Source organism: Ruegeria sp. R14_0 (assembly GCF_017743975.1).
Lineage (GTDB): Bacteria > Pseudomonadota > Alphaproteobacteria > Rhodobacterales > Rhodobacteraceae > Ruegeria.
In genome coordinates, this window is the sequence record NZ_JAGHRC010000005.1 from 254968 (window position 1) to 272721 (window position 17754).

General features: G+C 58.2%; 17 protein-coding genes and 1 tRNA gene. 12 read left to right on the forward strand and 6 right to left on the reverse strand.

Annotation, left to right across the window (positions count from 1 at the left end):
• Positions 1 to 16: 16 nt before the first annotated feature.
• Positions 17 to 1537 carry a trimethylamine methyltransferase family protein gene (locus tag J7416_RS15940; protein WP_209226169.1) on the reverse strand — a complete coding sequence of 507 codons (1521 nt, stop codon included), beginning with the start codon at positions 1535 to 1537 and terminating at the stop codon, positions 17 to 19.
• 93 nt (positions 1538 to 1630) lie between these two features.
• On the opposite strand from J7416_RS15940, the gene J7416_RS15945 reads away from it, so the two are divergent.
• Positions 1631 to 2530: a LysR substrate-binding domain-containing protein gene (locus J7416_RS15945; protein WP_209226171.1), complete on the forward strand. Its 900-nt coding sequence runs from the start codon at positions 1631 to 1633 to the stop codon at positions 2528 to 2530.
• Positions 2531 to 2556: 26 nt separating this feature from the next.
• On the opposite strand, the gene J7416_RS15950 is transcribed toward J7416_RS15945, so the two are convergent.
• The gene (locus J7416_RS15950; protein ID WP_209226172.1) at positions 2557 to 3057 is read right to left on the reverse strand and encodes a DUF2796 domain-containing protein; all 501 of its coding nucleotides are present in this window, start codon (positions 3055 to 3057) and stop codon (positions 2557 to 2559) included.
• A gap of 260 nt (positions 3058 to 3317) precedes the next feature.
• On the opposite strand from J7416_RS15950, the gene J7416_RS15955 reads away from it, so the two are divergent.
• The 10 genes from J7416_RS15955 to speB all read left to right on the forward strand — a co-directional run bounded on the left by J7416_RS15955 (position 3318) and on the right by speB (position 14300).
• Positions 3318 to 4589 carry an imelysin family protein gene (locus tag J7416_RS15955; protein ID WP_209226173.1) on the forward strand — a complete coding sequence of 424 codons (1272 nt, stop codon included), beginning with the start codon at positions 3318 to 3320 and terminating at the stop codon, positions 4587 to 4589.
• Between the two features lie 70 nt (positions 4590 to 4659).
• On the forward strand, positions 4660 to 4953 hold the full coding sequence (locus J7416_RS15960; RefSeq protein ID WP_209226267.1) for a (2Fe-2S)-binding protein: 294 nt from the start codon (positions 4660 to 4662) through the stop codon (positions 4951 to 4953).
• On the forward strand, positions 4901 to 5386 hold the full coding sequence (gene bfr / locus J7416_RS15965; protein ID WP_170468789.1) for a bacterioferritin: 486 nt from the start codon (positions 4901 to 4903) through the stop codon (positions 5384 to 5386). Before J7416_RS15960 ends, bfr begins: the two co-directional genes overlap by 53 nt.
• Positions 5346 to 6887, forward strand: coding sequence for a di-heme oxidoredictase family protein (locus tag J7416_RS15970; protein WP_209226174.1), 1542 nt, complete (start codon positions 5346 to 5348; stop codon positions 6885 to 6887). Before bfr ends, J7416_RS15970 begins: the two co-directional genes overlap by 41 nt.
• 3 nt (positions 6888 to 6890) lie before the next feature.
• The gene (locus tag J7416_RS15975; RefSeq protein ID WP_209226176.1) at positions 6891 to 7901 is read left to right on the forward strand and encodes an imelysin family protein; all 1011 of its coding nucleotides are present in this window, start codon (positions 6891 to 6893) and stop codon (positions 7899 to 7901) included.
• Between the two features lie 3 nt (positions 7902 to 7904).
• Positions 7905 to 8990, forward strand: coding sequence for a DUF1513 domain-containing protein (locus tag J7416_RS15980; RefSeq protein ID WP_209226177.1), 1086 nt, complete (start codon positions 7905 to 7907; stop codon positions 8988 to 8990).
• Between the two features lie 100 nt (positions 8991 to 9090).
• The gene (gene speA, locus J7416_RS15985) at positions 9091 to 10980 is read left to right on the forward strand and encodes a biosynthetic arginine decarboxylase (protein WP_209226179.1); all 1890 of its coding nucleotides are present in this window, start codon (positions 9091 to 9093) and stop codon (positions 10978 to 10980) included.
• A 15-nt stretch (positions 10981 to 10995) separates the two neighbouring features.
• Positions 10996 to 12207 carry a saccharopine dehydrogenase family protein gene (locus J7416_RS15990; RefSeq protein WP_209226180.1) on the forward strand — a complete coding sequence of 404 codons (1212 nt, stop codon included), beginning with the start codon at positions 10996 to 10998 and terminating at the stop codon, positions 12205 to 12207.
• Between the two features lie 84 nt (positions 12208 to 12291).
• Positions 12292 to 13461 (forward strand): carboxynorspermidine decarboxylase, encoded by a 1170-nt coding sequence (nspC, locus tag J7416_RS15995; protein ID WP_209226181.1) that lies wholly within the window; start codon positions 12292 to 12294, stop codon positions 13459 to 13461.
• Positions 13458 to 14300 carry an agmatinase gene (gene speB / locus J7416_RS16000; protein WP_209226183.1) on the forward strand — a complete coding sequence of 281 codons (843 nt, stop codon included), beginning with the start codon at positions 13458 to 13460 and terminating at the stop codon, positions 14298 to 14300. The genes nspC and speB overlap by 4 nt, the downstream gene beginning before the upstream one ends.
• Here speB and J7416_RS16005 read toward each other — a convergent pair.
• Positions 14297 to 14887, reverse strand: coding sequence for a phosphohydrolase (locus J7416_RS16005; protein ID WP_209226184.1), 591 nt, complete (start codon positions 14885 to 14887; stop codon positions 14297 to 14299). The two genes, speB and J7416_RS16005, sit on opposite strands and share 4 nt — an antisense overlap.
• Before the next feature lie 101 nt (positions 14888 to 14988).
• Between J7416_RS16005 and J7416_RS16010 the strand changes: the two genes are divergently transcribed.
• Positions 14989 to 15825: a LysR family transcriptional regulator gene (locus tag J7416_RS16010; RefSeq protein ID WP_209226185.1), complete on the forward strand. Its 837-nt coding sequence runs from the start codon at positions 14989 to 14991 to the stop codon at positions 15823 to 15825.
• Here the strand turns inward: J7416_RS16010 and lptF are convergent.
• From lptF to J7416_RS16025, 3 genes are all read right to left on the reverse strand, one after another.
• The gene (gene lptF / locus J7416_RS16015; RefSeq protein WP_209226187.1) at positions 15816 to 16952 is read right to left on the reverse strand and encodes an LPS export ABC transporter permease LptF; all 1137 of its coding nucleotides are present in this window, start codon (positions 16950 to 16952) and stop codon (positions 15816 to 15818) included. The two genes, J7416_RS16010 and lptF, sit on opposite strands and share 10 nt — an antisense overlap.
• Before the next feature lie 193 nt (positions 16953 to 17145).
• Positions 17146 to 17289, reverse strand: a complete 144-nt coding sequence (locus tag J7416_RS16020; RefSeq protein ID WP_209226188.1) for a hypothetical protein — start codon at positions 17287 to 17289, stop codon at positions 17146 to 17148.
• 286 nt (positions 17290 to 17575) lie between these two features.
• A tRNA-Trp gene (locus J7416_RS16025) sits at positions 17576 to 17651 on the reverse strand.
• Positions 17652 to 17754 lie beyond the last annotated feature (103 nt).

Here is a 17754-nt window from a genome sequence, read left to right on the forward strand (position 1 = left end):
TGAAGGGATCACCTTGTCAGTACCAGGCGTCCGGGATTTCTTCTTTTCGCCGCGCGACATAGGCTGACAGTTCTTCTTTCTTGGCCTCATCCATTGCAGGGGGTTGATATTCGTTCAGCATCGTGTTCCAGCGCTCGTAGGCGCGGCGGCGCATGTCCTTGGACCCGCCTTCCTCCCAGCTTTCGACATTCTCGCTGTCGCTGAGTTTCGGCTCGTAGAACGCAGTCTGGTAATTTCGCATTGTGTGGCCGCAGCCGAGGAAGTGACCGCCTGCCTCGACCTCACCATAGGCATCGCGGGCAAAGGCATCTTCGCTGGTGTCCAATCCCTGGCTTAGAACCTTTTGGTAAGACCCCAGCCGGTCCGCATCCACGATCAGCTTTTCGAACCCCGTGCACAGGCCACCTTCGAGCCAGCCCGCAGAATGCAGCACAAAGTTGGCCCCCGCCAGCATGGTCGAATGCATCGAGTCCGCGGATTCGTATGCAGCTTGTGCGTCTTCGATTTTCGAGGCGGTCAGCGATCCGCCGCAGCGCAACGGCAGGCCCGCGCGACGCGCCAGTTGTCCGATCGCATAGTTCGACATCACAGGCTCGGGCATACCGAATGTGGGCGCGCCGGATTTCAGCGACATAGACGACAGGAAGTTGCCCAGCACAAAAGGCGCGCCGGGGCGCAGCAGTTGGACGTAGGCGCACACCATCATCGCCTCGGCCATGGCTTGCGCGACGCTGGCGGCCGTGCTGACCGGACCCATGGCCCCGGACAGGATGAAGGGCACCACGATCATGCCTTGCCCTCGGGTGGAATAGACCCGCGCTGCCTCGGTCACCACGCGATCCACCAGAAGGGGTGAATTGGTGTTGACGTTGCCCATGATGACGCAGTTCTGGTCCATGACATCCGCGCCAAAGATGATTTCGGCCATATCGACACTGTCCTGGGCCCGGCTCATTTCAGTGATCGCGCCGAGATGGGGTTTGTCGCTGAGCGTGATGTGCGCGAACATCATGTCCAGATGCCGCTTGCTGACCGGGACGTCGCAGGGTTCGCACGTGACGAAACCGCCGTGATGCAGATTGGGATGCAGATAGGTCAGTTTGACCAGTTTCTGGAACGCATCCATGTCGCCATAGCGCCGCCCGCCTTCAAGGTCGCGCACAAAGGGTGGACCGTAGACCGGTGCAAACACTTGGTTGCCGTCACCGATCACAACCGATCGCTCTGGGTTGCGGGCCAGTTGGGTGAACTTTTTCGGGGCCTTCGCGCACAGATCACGAACCCAGGTTGCGTCGGCGCGAACGATGTCGCCTTCGATCCGCGCGCCTTCACGCCGCCAAAGCTCAAGCGCTTCGGGGTCGTCGCGGAATGCGATGCCAACGTCCTGGATGATCCAGTCAACCTGCGCTTCGAGGCGCTCCAGATCCTCTTCGTTCAACGGGTTGAAATAGCTCAGGCGCCGCTGGATGTACGGCGACGCCGGGGCTCCGGTCGGGGCGTTTTGGCGGTCGCGCGAGGCGCGGGCGCGTCTGGCCATGGGTGACTCCTCGATTCATTTGGCCAGAACACTAGCCTGTTGAAATGCGTTCGTGACGGTTGAAAAAGGTGATGTTTTGGATAAACACAAATTATGCATCAGCTCTGGAAAACAGTCTCATCCTCAAAGCATCTGGTATATTTTGAGGCCGCCGCGCGGCTGCAATCGATCACGCGTGCAGCGGATGAAATGAATGTGAAACAACCAGCTGTCAGTGCGGCGATCAAGCAACTGGAGACCGCGCTTGGCGTGCAGCTATTCCATCGCGAGCACCGGAAAATCGTTCTGACCTCGGCCGGGTCCAAGCTGTACTCGGATGTTTCGCGTTCATTCGATCAGATTCTCAATTCGGTCAACGCCGTGCGCCAGTTTACCAAAAACGATCATGTGACGCTGAACGCCTCATCTGCATTCAACTTCTTTTGGATGATGCCGAAACTGCAGGAGTTTCACCAAACGTTCCCAGATATCGACCTCAGGCTGCAATCCAGCGACCGAGAACCCGATATTGTCGCAGAAAACATCAGTCTGGCCATTCGCCGTGGCAAAGGAACGTGGGAAGGGTGCAACGCGGCACTGATCGCAAACGAAGTGCTGTGTCCCGTTGCCAGCCCCGTTGAGATTGAGACGCGCGGACGGCCAAGCAGCGTCGAAGACCTGCTTCAACACCGACTGATTCACCTTGAGGAACCAACCCGCGAACGCCCTGGTTGGGTCCACTGGTTCGAAGCATTTGGCGTCACACAAAAGCCGCCCGTGTCCGGGCTTAGGTTGAACGATTACGCGCTCGTGCTTCAGGCAACTCTGGCGGGTGAAGGTTACGCGCTTGGTTGGAGCCACCTTACAACCCCACTTGCCGAGCGCGGGCTGTTAACGGCGCTGGAGGATTGGAGCTGGGAGACCGGTTCTGGGTTCTATCTGGTCTGGTCCGATTACAAACCGTTGGTCGATAACGCGAAACTGGTGCGCGACTGGATGCTTAGCAAGGTGTGATTTGGGGCGTTCGTATGAAGCCCTATTTAAAGGGTAAGATCCGGCTGGCTCGGCGTGACATCATAAGCGAGATTCTTACCTGATCGAGACACCTGAACCACCAGTTTCTGAGCGTTTTCAAAACGATCGAAATAGGCGAAACGAATATTCGCCAATGCAGCCATATCCTGACACTGAATAACGTAGTCTGCCAAAAATTCGCTGTGTTGCTCGGCAGAAGTGTCGGCCGTGTCCTGCCCCAACCCCTCGCCAGTCAAGGTGACATTCGCAGAGGCCGTGAAACAACCAGCTTCTTCAGGCGGCACGAACAGACCCAAAGGTTTTGATAAATCCGAAATCGCCACCGCGACCAGCGCGCGATCTTCGTCGGTGTCGGCGGCCCCTTCAAACCCAACGATATCGGCGGCAGGAACTGCAAGTGACAAGGAAAAGACTTCATCCGAAAATGCGATGTCCAAATGACCTGTGCCATGCTCATGCGAAGGGCTTTGCACCTGCGTCAGTGCAACCGCCGGGGTCAGGATCAAAGCAACCGCTGTGCATTTCATGAACAAAACACCATCGACCAAGGAATCACAGATTTTATTCTAGTCTGATTCAAATGCCGCGCAATCGCGGCCACAGCTGCTTGGACTCACTAATTTAGGGGATAGAGTCAATGAAACTGCGTCATTTAATTCCGACTATAAAACTCAGGTTGACTTAACTTACTAATTCACTCAGTTTTACCGTAAATGCGTCGCAAGCGCGGCGTTTTGGAATTTTACTGACTGGAAAGCGTCCCCCAATGACCAGATTTTTTACCGTCACCAGCGTATTGGCCCTAGGCTTCGCGACCACCGCTGTCGCAGCTGATGCCCCCTCGAAAGCTGATGTTCTGAACACCTACGCGAATATCGCCGAAGCCAAATATGACGACAGCCTGATCGCGGCCAAATCGCTGCAAGCGGCTGTGAACGCCCTGATCTCTGATCCGTCGGACGCGACCCTGAACGCAGCGCGCGCTGCCTGGGTTGCTGCCCGCGTCCCGTATCAACAAACCGAGGTTTACCGGTTCGGCAACGCGATCGTGGACGACTGGGAAGGCAAAGTGAACGCCTGGCCACTGGACGAGGGTCTGATCGACTATGTTGACGCCTCTTATGGCGGCCCGACCGGTGAGAACGAGTTTGCCGCGCTGAACGTCATCGCCAACCCGACATTCGAACTGTCCGGCAAAACCATCGACGCCAGCACAATCACCCCCGAGTTGCTGGGCGAAACGCTGCACGAGGCAGATGGGATCGAGGCCAACGTTGCCACCGGCTATCATGCCATCGAATTCCTGCTGTGGGGTCAGGATCTGAACGGCCACGGTGCTGGCGCAGGTAACCGTCCCTATACTGATTTCGTTCAAGGTGATGACTGCACCGGCGGCAATTGTGACCGTCGCGCCCAGTACCTGAGCGCCGCGACCGACCTATTGGTCAGCGATCTGGAATGGATGGCAGACCAATGGAAGCAAGGCGGTGCGGCTCGCGCCGAACTGAATGCGAACGAATCTGCGGGTGTCAGCGCGATTCTGACCGGCATGGGTTCGCTGTCCTATGGCGAGCAGGCGGGTGAGCGTATGCGCCTTGGCCTGATGCTGAACGACCCCGAGGAAGAGCATGATTGCTTCTCGGACAACACCCACAATAGCCACTACTATGACGGCCTCGGGATCGAGAACGTCTATCTGGGTCACTACACTCGTACCGACGGCACCCCGGTTGGCGGCGCGTCGCTGTCCGACCTCGTGATCGCAACGGACCCGTCGCTGGATGCCGAGATGAAGGCCAAACTGGCCAACACGATGCGGGCTCTGGGCCAGATCAAATCGACTGCAGAAGCTGGGTTTGCCTATGACCAGATGCTGGAACGCGGCAACGAAGGTGGCGAAGCTCTGATCATGGGCGGTGTGAACGGCCTTGTTGATCAGACTAAAACGATCGAACGGATTGTAACCGCCTTGGAACTGGACCAGATCGAATTCGAAGGCTCGGACAGCCTCGATAACCCCAACGCGGTTTTCCACTAAAACCACCAGCACAGAGGCGGCGCTCAAGCGCCGCCTCTTACCCTTGACCGGACGAGAAAGCCTGACAGCCATGATCGTATGCCACTGCACGAACATCTCGGAAAACGACATCCGTGCCGCCATTGATTGGATGCGCACGGCCGACCCGGACACAGTGATCACGCCCGGCAAAATCTACCATGCGCTCGGAAAATCAGCGGATTGCGGCGGATGCATGCCCCTTTTCCTAGACACAATGCGCGCAAGCGATAATCTGAAAGTCCCCATGCAGCTTCGTGCATTGCGCACCGGAGTATCACAGGAGAATGCAGATGAAGGGCGATCCCAAAGTCATAGAATACCTCAACAAATCTCTGCGGCATGAATTAACGGCTGTCAGCCAGTACTGGTTGCACTACCGCCTCCAGGAAGATTGGGGCCTTGGGCACATGGCCAAGAAAAGCCGCGAAGAATCCATCGAAGAGATGGAGCACGCGGATAAACTGATCGAGCGCATCATCTTTCTGGAAGGCCACCCCAACCTTCAGAAACTCGACCCGCTGAGGATCGGCCAGAACCCCAAGGAAACGCTGGAATGTGACTTGGCGGCGGAGTTGGACGCCCGCGCTCTTTATGCCGAAGCGCGCGACTATTGCCGTGAGGCAGGCGACTACGTCTCTATGTCGCTGTTCGAAGGATTGCTGCGCGATGAGGAAAGTCATATCGATTTCCTCGAAACGCAGCTCGACCTGTACGAAAGGATTGGCGAAGCCAATTATGCGCAACTCAACGCATCGAAAATGGACGAAGGCGAGTAAACTTGCCCTATTGCCGGTGGCCGCCCTTGCGGCCACCCAATCCCTGTCGGCCGAGCTGCAGGATCTGCACCTCAATACCCTTCCCAGAACCGAAGACGAACTGTTCAGGATTGCGCGGGTGACCGCAGCGCCGACGGATTTCAGCGTGCCGCAACCATTCGAAGACCTGCCAGCCGGGGCCGCCACCGTTCGCGCGCGCATAGACGCCGATGCGTTTTCGCAGCCGTCAGGCAATCTGAGCTTCGAACAAGAGCTGGATTTCAGGGTTGGTAATGGCCTGTTCAAGAAAATCTGGGTCTCTTCTCCGTCCTCGACACTGGCGTCAGACGGTTTGGGCCCACTGTATAATGCGCGTTCGTGCCAACGCTGCCACATCAAGGACGGGCGCGGCCACACGCCGAATGGCCCCGACGACAACGCCATTTCCATGTTCCTGCGGGTCTCGATCCCCGGTGGCGACGATTACGCCGAGATCGAGGACTATATCGCGACCCAGCCCGATCCAAACTACGGCGGTCAGATGCAAGACTTGGCTCTGCCCGGTCATGCCGCCGAATACCGGTTGGACATTACCTACGAGGATGTTCCGGTCACTCTGTCCGATGGCGAAACGGTCACGCTAAGGCGTCCGACCTATCGGGCCGCCGATCTGGGCTATGGCCCACTGCATCCCGACGCGATGCTAAGTCCGCGTGTCGCACCACAGATGATTGGGCTGGGTTTGCTTGAGGCGATCCCGGTGCAGGACCTGCTTGCGAACGCAGACCCCGAAGATGAGGACGGTGACGGTATTTCAGGCCGTCCCAATATCGTATGGGCCATCGAGTATGGCGCGCCGATGATGGGACGGTTCGGCCACAAGGCAGGCATGCCGACCGTGATGGAGCAATCGGCGGCGGCGTTTGCCGGAGATATTGGCATCTCAAGCCCCCTCTACCCTGCGGCTCATGGGGACTGTACCCCGGCGCAGGTCGAATGCGTCAACGCCCCGCACGGTGATGGGGATGACCGGGTCTTCGAGATTGACCAGATCGGGATGGACCTTGTTGCGTTCTACAGCCAGAATCTGGGCGTTCCAGCCCGACGAGATGTCGATGACCCGCAGGTCTTGCGCGGAAAGCAGGTGTTTCACGACACCGGCTGCGCATCATGCCACACACCGTCCTTCGTAACCCACCGTATGGAGGACCGGCCCGAGCACAGTTTTCAGCTGATCTGGCCATACACCGACCTGCTGTTGCATGACATGGGCGAAGGTCTTGCCGACAACCGCCCCGAAGCCCGCGCCACCGGGCGCGAGTGGCGCACGCCACCGCTCTGGGGGATCGGTTTGACCGAGCAGGTGTCGGGCCACACCCAGTTCCTGCATGACGGACGCGCGCGCAATCTGCTTGAAGCGATCCTCTGGCATGGGGGCGAGGCTCAAACCGCTCGCGACGCCGTTGTGGCTATGCCAAAGCCAGACCGTAATGCCCTGATCCGTTTCTTGGAAAGCCTTTGATTGATGCGTGCCATTGTCCTTGCCCTATCCCTGACCTTGCCCGTTGGCGCATTTGCCCAAGACCGCCTGCCCATCCTGACCGACACGGTTAACGCCCATATCCTGCCCGGCTATGCCGCTTTGGCAGAGGCTACCCAGACCTTGGCGACTGCAGCGCAGACGAATTGTGACCCCATGTCGGCTGCGCTTCGAGCGGCTTATCACACGGCCTTTGATGACTGGATTTCTATCAGCCATCTGCGCTTTGGGCCGTCCGAGGTCGATGACCGCGCATTTGCCTTGGCGTTCTGGCCGGACACCAAAGGGTTTACGCCCAAAGCGCTTACAAGTCTTATTTCCGCCGAAGACGCTGCAATCCAATCATCTGCGGCTTTTGCCGAAACATCCGTAGCAGGGCGTGGATTCTTCGCATTGGAGCAAATGCTTTATGACCCGCAGTTTTCCCAACTGGGCAGCGAAGACTACCGTTGCGCACTGATCCAGGCGATGGCCAAGGACATCAACCTCAACGCAAGCGCGATCAATGCAGATTGGGAAGTCTATGCTGCGAACCTGACATCTCCTGGCGAAACCAGCCCGTACCGATCCGAAAACGAAGCCATGCAAGAGCTATACAAGGCCCTGATCACGGGCCTTGAGTTCACGGCGGAAACCCGACTTGGCCGCCCAATGGGCACCTTTGACCGCCCGCGCCCGAAACGGGCCGAGGCACGGCGGTCCGAGCGATCGCTGCGCCATGTGGCGTTGTCCCTGACAGCTCTGCGCGACCTTGCCGCGCGTTTGTCTGCGGATCATCCTGACATTGCGGCTGATCTGGATGGTGCCTTTGCGGCAGCCATTGGGCGGGCGCAGTCGTTGGACGACCCGGCCTTTGAAGGCGTAGCAACAGCGCAAGGACGTTTCCGCATCGAAGCGTTGCAACAGTCCATAAACGACATTCGCGCCATCGCCTCGGCCGAGCTTGGACCAACACTGGGCATCAACGCCGGGTTCAACTCATTGGACGGGGACTAAGCGATGACCAGCCGCCGACACTTCCTTGCGGGGTTGGCCGCAGCCAGCCTTGCGCCAATGCGCGGTTGGTCGGCGGTGGGCGCGCCGGATTACCTGGCCGCTGCGTTGTTCCCGGACGGGTCATACCGTCTGGCTGGACTGGACCCGAGCGGCGACATCCTGTTCTCGTTGCCATTGCCCGCGCGGGGCCATGCCGCCGCAGCGCATCCTCATCGCGCACAGGCCGTGGCCTTTGCGCGCCGCCCAGGGACGTTTGCGATCATCATCGACTGTGCAACCGGTACTCAGACCGCGCAGCTGGAAGCTCCGCAAGGCCGCCATTTCTATGGCCATGGCGTGTTCTCAACCGATGGCACACGGCTGTTCACCACAGAAAACGACTATGAAGCTGGTCAAGGCGTGATTGGCGTGTGGGATACCGACAGCTACAGGCGGATCACCGAGTTCTCCTCCGGCGGAGTTGGACCGCATGATATGCGTCTGATGCCTGATGACCGGACGCTGGTCGTGGCAAATGGCGGGATCGAAACCCATCCCGACACCGGCCGGGCCAAGCTGAACCTGCCCATCATGCAACCTCGCCTGACCTATCTGGATCAGTCAGGCGAAGTGTTAGAGCAGGTCGCACTGCCGCGGGCCTTGCACAAGAACTCGATCCGTCATCTGGCGGTGCGCGCCGACGGACTGGTCGGGTTCGCCATGCAGTGGCAGGGCGACACGTCCCAACACCCACCCCTGCTGGGCCTGCATCGGCGGGGTGATGCGCCTAAACTTCTCAGCGCGCCCGAGGCAGATCAAATCATGCTGCAGGGTTACGCAGGGAGCATCGCATTCTCTGATGCCGGCGATACCGTCGCCATCACTTGCCCGCGCGGCAACGCGTTGCATCAATTCCGTGTATCAGATGGCCAGCTTGTCGGGGCGTTCCCGCTGGATGACGTTTGCGGCCTTGGAACGGGGCCAAACGGCTTTGTGTTCACAACAGGCACCGGCGTTGTTGGGCGACTGACGGCCACCGGGGCCAAGATCGCAGTCCGCTCGGTTTGCCAATGGGACAACCACCTTGTTCCAATTCGTGCCGCAGCCTGAATTCCCCATTTCCCGTCACATAGATTACACTTGGAAGAATCATATAGCTGCCGTATTGGCGGGCGCGAAACTGGCACCCTCTCGTGAAGGATAGACTTGATTGAAACACACGCCCGACGCACCGCATTCCATCTACGGGGTTGAGAAATGGGGCAAAGGCCTTATTGAGGTGACGGAGCGGGGCGAGATCGGTCTGCGCAATCCCATGGCGCCCGAGGCCGACGCGATCAGCCTACCCGGCATTCTCAGCGATCTGGACGACCGGGGCATCAAGGCCCCGATGGTGCTGCGCGTGTCGTCATATCTGGAACATGAGATCGCGCATCTGAACGAGAGCTTTCGCGATGCAATTGCGCGCGTGGGGTACAAAGGCCCCTATCGCGGTGTCTTCCCGATCAAGGTGAACCAGCAAGCACAAGTGGTCGACCGGATCGTCGAGTTCGGCAAGAAGTACAACTATGGCCTCGAAGCCGGGTCCAAGCCGGAATTGGTCGTGGCGTTGGCGCACAGACTGGCGCCTGAAGCGCTGATCGTCTGCAATGGCGTTAAGGATGCCGAGTTCATCCAATTGGCCATCCTGTCCCGTAAAATCGGGTTCAACACCGTCATCGTTCTGGAAAGCCCGAAAGAGGCCGACACGGTGATCGAGGTTCACAACGAGCTTGGCATCGAACCTCTGATCGGCGTGCGGGTCAAACTGACCAACCAGATCAGCGGTAAATGGGAAGAAAGCTCGGGCGACCGCTCGGCCTTTGGCATGAACACCGATCAGTTGGTGGCGACGGTGGACAAGCTGAAAGAGGCTGGTCTTTTGCATTGCCTCAAGCTGCAGCACTCGCATCTGGGCTCTCAGGTGCAGGACGTCAACGACGTGCGCCGGGCGGTGGGCGAGGCCTGTCGCTACTACACTGAACTGACGCGCGAGGGCGTGCCGCTGACCCACCTGGACCTCGGCGGCGGTATGGGTGTGGATTACACCGGTGAGAAGAAGGCCGCCGAGAACTCGATCAACTACACGGTCGAGGAATACTGCGCCAATGTGGTTGAGACCGTCGCCTACGCGATGGATGAGGCCGAGATCGACCACCCCACGCTGGTCACTGAAAGCGGGCGTGCGGTCGTGGCGACGTCGTCGTTGCTGGTGTTCAACGTGCTGGAGAGCACTTTGTACGACGCGCCGAACGGCCCCGAGGTCGAACCGGACGATCACCACATGGTCGCCGATCTGGCCGCCGTGCATGGCTACCTTAGCAAAGATCGTCTGCAGGAATGCTGGAACGACGCCACCTTCTACCGCAACGAGCTGCGCGCCCTGTTCCGCCGTGGCTATGTCGACCTGCGCCAGATGGCCCGCGCTGAACGCATCTACCTGTCGCTCATGGCCCGCCTCAAGGCGCTGGCCGCCAGCGATGATCTGGAAACCGATGTAGACGATCAGCTTGAAAAAGTGGCCGATATCTACCACTGCAATTTCTCGCTGTTCCAATCCCTGCCCGACGTCTGGGCGATCGATCAACTGCACCCGATCGTGCCACTACAAGGCCTGAACGAAACGCCAGACCGCCGCGCGGTGCTAAGCGATATCACCTGCGATAGCGACGGTAAGATCGACCGCTTCATTCTGGCGGATGGCGTTTCGCCCAGCCTGCCCGTGCATTCGCTGCCCGAACAGGACGAGTACTTCATGGGAGTCTTTTTTGTCGGTGCCTATCAGGAAACACTGGGCGATCTGCATAACCTGTTCGGAGACACCAACGTCGTCACCATCGATCTGCGTGCTGATGGCGGCTTTGACCTGTTGCACGAACAAGAGGGCGACACGATCAGTCAGGTCCTGTCCTATGTCGAGTTTGACCCGCAGGACTGCGTCGCCGCGTTCCGCAAAATGGTGGACGAGGCGATCTCGACCGGTACTCTGAAAGCCAAGGACCGGAAAACCCTGATGAGCGCTTACCGCGACTCGATCAACGGCTATACATATTACGAATAAAAAGGAGACGACCCCATGGGAAAAACACTGGTTGTCGGCGCTGGCGGCGTATCCCACGCAGCCGTGCACAAGATGGCGATGAATTCGGACATCTTCACCGAAATCACTCTGGCCAGCCGCACCAAAGCCAAATGCGACGCCATCGCAGCTGCCGTAAAAGACCGTGTGGGCGTTGACATCGCGACCGCTGAACTGGACGCCTACAAGGTCGAAGACACGGTCAAACTGATCAAGGAAACAGGGGCTGAAATCCTCATAAACCTCGCCCTGCCCTATCAGGATCTGGTCCTGATGGACGCCTGCCTAGAGGCCGGCATCCACTACCTCGACACCGCGAACTATGAACCCGAGGATGAGGCCAAGTTCGAATACCACTGGCAATGGGCCTATCAGGAACGCTTCAAAGAGGCGGGCCTGACAGCCATCCTCGGCTCGGGCTTTGATCCGGGTGTGACATCCGTCTTCGCGAAATGGCTGAAGAAACACAAGCTGGATACGATCCGCCAGATCGACGTGCTGGACGCCAACGGCGGCAGCAACGATCAGGAGTTCGCCACCAACTTCAACCCCGAGATTAACCTGCGCGAAGTGCTGGCCGAAGTGCGCCACTGGGAAGGTGGCGAGTGGAAACACTCCCCGGCTATGACCCACAAGGTCGAGTTCGACTTCCCCGCCATCGGCCCCAAGAACATGTACCTGATGTATCACGAGGAGCTCGAGTCGCTCAGCACCCACTTCCCCGAGATCGAGCGCGCCCGCTTCTGGATGACCTTCGGCGACGCCTATATCACCCATGCTAAAGTACTGGAAAATGTCGGCATGACCCGCATCGACCCGGTGATGCATGACGGAAAGGAAATCATCCCGATCCAGTTCCTGAAAACCCTGCTGCCCGATCCCGGTGACCTGGGCGCGGAAACCAAGGGCAAGGCCTGCATCGGCGACATTGCGACAGGTCAGGCCAAGGACGGCTCGGGCGAAAAAACCTACTATATCTACAACATCTGCGACCACGAAGAATGCTACCGCGAGGTTGGCAGCCAGGCCGTCAGTTACACCACCGGTGTGCCCGCCATGATCGGCGCAGCACAGGTTCTCAAAGGCAACTGGACCGAACCTGGTGTCTGGAACATGGAACAGCTCGACCCGGATGACTTCATGGACATGCTCAATGAACACGGCCTCCCATGGCAGGTCCACGAACTCGACGGCCCGGTCGATTTCTAATCCGCGTTAGCTTCATCTGGCTAAAAATATCCCGGGGGTCCGGGGGCAGAGCCCCCGGCCTCTCCAATTCAGGAGACGCCGGACATGTCCGACATGATGACGACACAAGCTGGCGACGCAGGCGCCTTCCGCAAATTCGACCTCGCCCGCGTCCCCACACCTTGCTTCGTGGTCGATGAAAAAGCCGTCGAACGCAACCTGACCATCCTCGCCGATATCAGGACCCGTTCAGGTGCACATATCCTCAGCGCGCTCAAGGCGTTCTCGATGTTCTCGCTGGCCCCGCTTGTGCGTCAGCACCTCGGCGGCACCTGCGCATCTGGCATTTACGAAGCCCGACTGGGACGCGAAGAATACGGCGGCGAGGTCGCAACCTTCTGCGCCGGCTACAAGGATGCCGATATCGACGAAATCCTGTCGCTCTCTGATCACGTCATCTTCAACTCACCCGCGCAAAAGGATCGGTTTCTGGCAAAGGCCCATGTTGCCAACGTGCAGGTCGGCCTGCGCATCAACCCGGAGCATTCCGAAGGCGAGATCCCAAAATACGACCCCTGCGCGCCCTGCTCGCGCCTTGGCACGCCGGTCAGCCAACTGACTGCCGAGGCCATGAATGGTGTTGATGGCCTGCACATGCATACGCTCTGCGAACAGGGATTCGAACCGCTGCAGCGCACTTGGGACGCCGTCGAACCGACGCTCAAGCCGTTCCTGAAACAGCTCAACTGGCTGAACTTCGGCGGCGGACACCATATCACCCGCGATGACTATGACCGCGCGGGGCTGGTCGAATTCATCAAGGCAATCCGAACGACTTACAACGTCGAAGTCTACCTCGAACCCGGCGAGGCCGTCGCGCTGGACGCTGGCATTCTGGTCGGAGAAATCCTCGACCTGCCCACCAACGGCATGAATCTCGCAATCACCGATATATCGGCCACCTGCCACATGCCTGACGTAATCGAAGCCCCCTACCGCCCCGCCCTGATGGATGAGGCCGACGCGGGCCACACCTACCGTCTCGGCGGCCCGTCCTGTCTGGCGGGCGACGTGATCGGGGACTACACATGGGACCAACCGCTTGACATCGGCCAGCGCTTTGCCTTCCTCGATCAGGCACACTATTCGATGGTCAAAACCAACACGTTCAACGGTGTGCCTCTGCCCACAATCGCCCTTTGGAACAGCGAAACGGACGAGCTGAAAATCATCAAACAGTTCGGTTATGACGACTTTAAGGACCGCCTCTCATGAGCATTTTCCTAGACAGTGAACTGACCGCGTCCGAGCGTACCGAAGACGCCCGGTTCCGTGTGATCCCTGTACCGCTGGAACGCACGGTCTCATACGGTTCGGGTACGGCCAAAGGCCCCGCAGCCATCATCGAGGCCAGCAATGAACTGGAACGCATCACCGGCCACGCCGAGCCTTGCGTCGAGGGCATCTTCACCGAACAGCCGCTGGATTGCGCCGGGCCTCTGCCCGAGGTGATGGAGCGCCTCGCGCAACGCACCGAGGCCGCCGTGCGCGCAGGCAGGGTGCCAGTCACTTTGGGTGGAGAGCATTCGCTGAGCTACGGCGCCGTGATGGGTGTCGCTCGCGCGGTGAACCAACCCATTGGCATCGTTCAAATCGACGCACACGCCGACCTGCGCAATGCCTATCAGGGCGAGACGCATTCGCACGCGTCGGTCATGCACCTGCTGGCCGAGGAAGGCATCCGGCTGGCCCAGTTCGGAGTGCGCGCCTTTTCGACCGAAGAGGCCAAAAGCCGCCTGAAAAACCACGTTTTCCACGTGGACGCCGAGGAACTTGTCACCGGCAATATCCACGCCGTCGACCTGCCCTCGGATTTCCCCGAACTGGTCTATGTCAGCTTTGACGTTGACGGCCTGGACCCGTCCCAGATGCCTGCGACGGGGACGCCCGTTCCCGGCGGGCTTGGGTATTATCAGGCGCTACGGCTGGTTGAGCATGCGCTTCAGCATCGCAAGTGTGTCGGCTTTGACGTGGTCGAACTTGCCCCTGACGGGAATGCCGCCTGGGACTTTACCGCCGCCCAGATCGTTTATCGACTGATGGCGGCTTGTTAACCTTCGGACGTTTCGTTCAGCTCCATGTGTCCCTCGCCTTTGTTGAGAACCCGGCGTAGCATCGGCTCAAAGAACTCCAGCGGTTTGGTCGGGTAATCCGGGTCGAACGCCTTTTGATCGTATTCATGGCAGAAATAGCGGCAGTCCTCCCAATAGGGGCTGTCGCGGTACTTGTCGCGGGCGTTGCGATCACCGCCCAGGTGGTGATTGTAGTAATAGCCCTGAAACACACAATGGTACTTCAAAATCCAATAGGTCTTTTCGCTGACATAGGGCTTCATCATCGCCGCTGACAGCTCGCCATGGTTGTAGGGGGACAGAATATCACCTGTGTCGTGGATCAGGGCGGCAACGACGATCTCTTCGTCCGCACCATCCTCATAAGCCCGCGTCGCCGCCTGCAGGCTGTGCTGGTAGCGGTTTACAGGGTATGGCGTCCAGTCTTCGTCCAGCGACCGAATAGCGTCCAGAATACGGTCTGGCAGAGCGGCGTTATACGCCTCTTCGTATTCCATGACGGCATCCCAATCGGCTTTGGTCGCCTCTTCAAAACTGGTCCAGGTCGGTTTGTGGCTTTTGTCCAGCATGGTCGTTCCTCGCGCTGATCTGCTGAGGTCAATATAGATAAAAAACCACCACTCAAAAAAATGAATTGATTTTATCATTTCGATCAAAAATTGTTTTCAACATGCAGTTCAAAGCTCTTGAGACATTTTTGTGTGTTGCGGAAACCGGCGGGTTTCACGCCGCCGCGCGCAAATTGAACGTGACACAGACTGCGGTCAGTGCCCGCATCCGTCTGATTGAAGAGGAAACAGGTAAGGCACTTTTCACACGCGGCGCGGGCGGTACCAACCTGACCGAGTTCGGTCGTCAATTTCGCCCATATGCGGAACAGATGATGTCGCTCTGGTCTTTTGCCTCACGCGATCTGCCAGGGCAGACACAAAACCGGGTCGCATTGCGCCTGGGTGCCCAGTTGAGCATTTGGGATCCACTGCTGGTCGATCTGGCCGTAAGCTACGAACAGCGCCACGGACAGTTGCTGCTGACTCTGAACTACGATCACGACCTGAACATGGTCGAAGCAGTGGCAACCCATGTGCTGGACGCGGCCCTGACACATGAGAAACCGTCCGATCCGCGGGTTTTGCATCAAGAGCTCGCCCCGGAACGCCTGCTGTTGGTTGAGACGCCTGAGGCCGGAAATGATCCGGTCTTCGTCAATCTGGAACTGGGTGAGGTCTATCAGGACCACGTGCGATCTGCCGCGCGCAAAGCATCTGCACAGACGGTCTTTCTGGGCAACTGCATGATGGGGTTGCGCTATGTGCTAAGGCGAGGTGGAACCGGGTATTTCCCCGAATACGTCATTCAGGACCATGTAGAGTCGGGCCAACTCAGACCTGTGGCCGGTGCGCTGGACCTGATGCTGCCGCTTTACCTCGTGACGCGACGGGACAGCGACGCGTTCGGCGACGTGGTCGCCAGCCTCAGCGATCTGCGCGGTACGGATCAGGCCTGAGATAGTGTCCCGTTCGCCCCGCGGCGGCTACGAAGCAAAGGCCGTCCAGCAATCAGCAGAAACAGGCAGGAAATCACAATCCCGATGATCGCCGGCAGGTACAACAAAAACCATAGATTTGGGTCGTCAATTACAACGGGCGAAACAAAGCCCCGAACCCCCTCAAGCAGGACAAGGATCACGAAAGCCCCAAAAATCTGCGGCCAAAGACCGAACCGCGAGAAACTGCCCAGCATCAAAGTCGAAAACCCGGCCATTGCCACAGCGATACAGATAGCAATCCACGAAAACCGCTGATGCAGCTCGTCGATCAACTCCCCTTCGGTGTAGAACTCATTCTCCATGATCGTTTCCCGGTCTTCCAAAAGCGCTATGGTCGGGATCGCTTCGAGGCTGCGGCGGGCCATCGTATCCGAATTCGTCAAGTCGGATATGTCGTACGAGGCATCTTGAAACAGCGTTGAGGACAAGGTTCTGCCCTGTTGATTCAAACGCAGCGCAATGCCGTCTACCATCACCAGGTGAATGCCGGTGCCATTATTGACCAGGTAAGCCGTTTTACTGGAGTAGCTGACTGGGTTCGTTTCGTCGCGCCGGTCGGACACGAATACCTCAGACAGCGTACCGTCCAGGGCAATCTCTCCGATGTAAACCGTTACGCCTTGCGTGGGGTGCAAGAACTCGCCCTCGTTTAGCAGCTGCGCGGTCACATCTCCGGCAACTTCGGCCTGGCGCTGTTCCAACTGCTCGACCGATGCGGGGCGTAGGAAAACGCTTATGGCCGCCATCATCAGGCCGGTCAGAATACCAAACACGAATACGGCGCGCGCCAGTCTCCAGGGGCTGGAACCTGTCGCCAACATCACCGTCATCTCGCTTTCGCGGCTGAGCCGATTGGTGGCATACACAGCTGCGGCGAACACAGCCATCGGCATCACAGTCCGGATCAGGGTCGGCAAAGTCAGAGCGGTGAATTCCAGAAACACCATCGCGGATTGCCCGCCGCTGATCACGCGATCAAACAGGCTGACCGACCGGGTGATCCAGAAGACACCCACCAAAACAAGTGTGAAAAAGCCGAACAGAATCAGCAGTTGCCGCAGGAAATAACCATCAAAGCGCGACATGAACCCTCTTCCGCCTGTCCGTTGTGGGCAGGACCATATGCCATTCCACGAGCGTAGGAAACCGGGATTGATCCGTGAACTGAAGGGCGCGGGCAGAACGAGTGTGCGGGCACAATGCGATTGCCTGCCTCGACAAATGCAAAACCCGCCATGCAAGGCGGGTATCGCTCAAGTTTCTTTATTTCATAAGCAGTTAGAAGGTCAGATAGTGATGGACACCTGTTACCACAACAACAGATGCCGCAATGACTATGGCGGACAAAAAGTCGGTCGGTTTCAGCTTACGCTTCTTAGGCTGCATCGTCCATTCAGCCCACTTCTTTTGATCTTCTGTCATTTCAGAATCTTCGCCATACGCCATCCCAAAACACCTTTCACTCGACACAACTACGTCGTCAAACTTTTGCCAGTATTTTGACACAAATCTGATAAATCAAGTAAAAACGCCGTGTTCCTGCTGGGTTAACCCTCCAACAGACACAGCGTATGCGGTCGAACTGTCAGGATTCCCCGCACGCTTAACCCTTTAGGCCGGATGAGTGCTTATGGAACATTCAATAGCTGTGCACCCTCACAATAGACAGACATCGACAAGGGTTTAATCGTATTCCGTTTTCGAGGAATGGCAGGGGCAGCAGGGTTCGAACCCGCGACCTACGGTTTTGGAGACCGTCGCTCTACCAACTGAGCTATACCCCTAAGGTGCGCCTCAGATATGCCAGCCGCGCGGCGGACTCAAGAGGCTTTTTCATATTCCCACCCACTATTCCGCTCCACAAACAAGTTGCGCACTACGTTGAGT

What these genes read in the sequence shown, in the direction of transcription:
- J7416_RS15940 (WP_209226169.1), bottom strand. Translation starts at nt 1,537, where the DNA reads ATGGCCAGACGCGCCCGCGCCTCGCGCGACCGCCAAAACGCCCCGACC.
- J7416_RS15945 (WP_209226171.1), top strand. Translation starts at nt 1,631, where the DNA reads ATGCATCAGCTCTGGAAAACAGTCTCATCCTCAAAGCATCTGGTATAT.
- J7416_RS15955 (WP_209226173.1), top strand. Translation starts at nt 3,318, where the DNA reads ATGACCAGATTTTTTACCGTCACCAGCGTATTGGCCCTAGGCTTCGCG.
- J7416_RS15960 (WP_209226267.1), top strand. Translation starts at nt 4,660, where the DNA reads ATGATCGTATGCCACTGCACGAACATCTCGGAAAACGACATCCGTGCC.
- bfr (WP_170468789.1), top strand. Translation starts at nt 4,901, where the DNA reads ATGAAGGGCGATCCCAAAGTCATAGAATACCTCAACAAATCTCTGCGG.
- J7416_RS15970 (WP_209226174.1), top strand. Translation starts at nt 5,346, where the DNA reads ATGCGCAACTCAACGCATCGAAAATGGACGAAGGCGAGTAAACTTGCC.
- J7416_RS15975 (WP_209226176.1), top strand. Translation starts at nt 6,891, where the DNA reads ATGCGTGCCATTGTCCTTGCCCTATCCCTGACCTTGCCCGTTGGCGCA.
- J7416_RS15980 (WP_209226177.1), top strand. Translation starts at nt 7,905, where the DNA reads ATGACCAGCCGCCGACACTTCCTTGCGGGGTTGGCCGCAGCCAGCCTT.
- J7416_RS15990 (WP_209226180.1), top strand. Translation starts at nt 10,996, where the DNA reads ATGGGAAAAACACTGGTTGTCGGCGCTGGCGGCGTATCCCACGCAGCC.
- nspC (WP_209226181.1), top strand. Translation starts at nt 12,292, where the DNA reads ATGTCCGACATGATGACGACACAAGCTGGCGACGCAGGCGCCTTCCGC.
- speB (WP_209226183.1), top strand. Translation starts at nt 13,458, where the DNA reads ATGAGCATTTTCCTAGACAGTGAACTGACCGCGTCCGAGCGTACCGAA.
- J7416_RS16005 (WP_209226184.1), bottom strand. Translation starts at nt 14,887, where the DNA reads ATGCTGGACAAAAGCCACAAACCGACCTGGACCAGTTTTGAAGAGGCG.
- J7416_RS16010 (WP_209226185.1), top strand. Translation starts at nt 14,989, where the DNA reads ATGCAGTTCAAAGCTCTTGAGACATTTTTGTGTGTTGCGGAAACCGGC.
- lptF (WP_209226187.1), bottom strand. Translation starts at nt 16,952, where the DNA reads ATGTCGCGCTTTGATGGTTATTTCCTGCGGCAACTGCTGATTCTGTTC.
- J7416_RS16020 (WP_209226188.1), bottom strand. Translation starts at nt 17,289, where the DNA reads ATGACAGAAGATCAAAAGAAGTGGGCTGAATGGACGATGCAGCCTAAG.